At 47.5% G+C, this 444-nt stretch carries 1 protein-coding gene; it reads left to right on the plus strand.

Going from position 1 to position 444, the window contains the following annotated elements; genetic code table 11:
* The coding region (gene thyA, locus RMT89_RS41195) for a thymidylate synthase (protein ID WP_315888875.1) at positions 1-444 on the plus strand (444 nt) is incomplete at both ends.

Raw genomic sequence — 444 nt, forward strand, 5'->3', positions numbered from 1 at the left:
TGGTGAGTTCTTCCCGCTATTGACCACAAAGAAGGTCCACTTCAAATCAATTGTTGTGGAATTACTTTGGTTTATTAAGGGACTAACCAATATTGATTATCTTCATAAGCATGGGGTAACGATCTGGGATGAGTGGGCAGATGAGAACGGTGAGCTTGGTCCGGTTTATGGCAAGCAGTGGCGTAGCTGGCCTTCTCCTGATGGAGAGACAATCGATCAGTTCAAGAATGTTCTTGAAGGGATCAAGAAAGACCCGTTCGGTCGTCGGCATATTGTCTCTGCATGGAACCCTGCTGAAATTGAGAGCATGGCTCTACCGCCTTGCCATACGCTGTTTCAGTTCCATGTACGCCATGATGGTGTGCTGGACCTTCAGCTTTATCAACGTTCTGCTGATTGGTTCCTCGGTGTGCCATTCAACATCGCCAGCTATGCTCTACTGCT

The sequence above is a fragment of the Streptomyces sp. P17 genome (assembly GCF_032436805.1).
Taxonomy (GTDB): Bacteria; Actinomycetota; Actinomycetes; order Streptomycetales; family Streptomycetaceae; genus Streptomyces.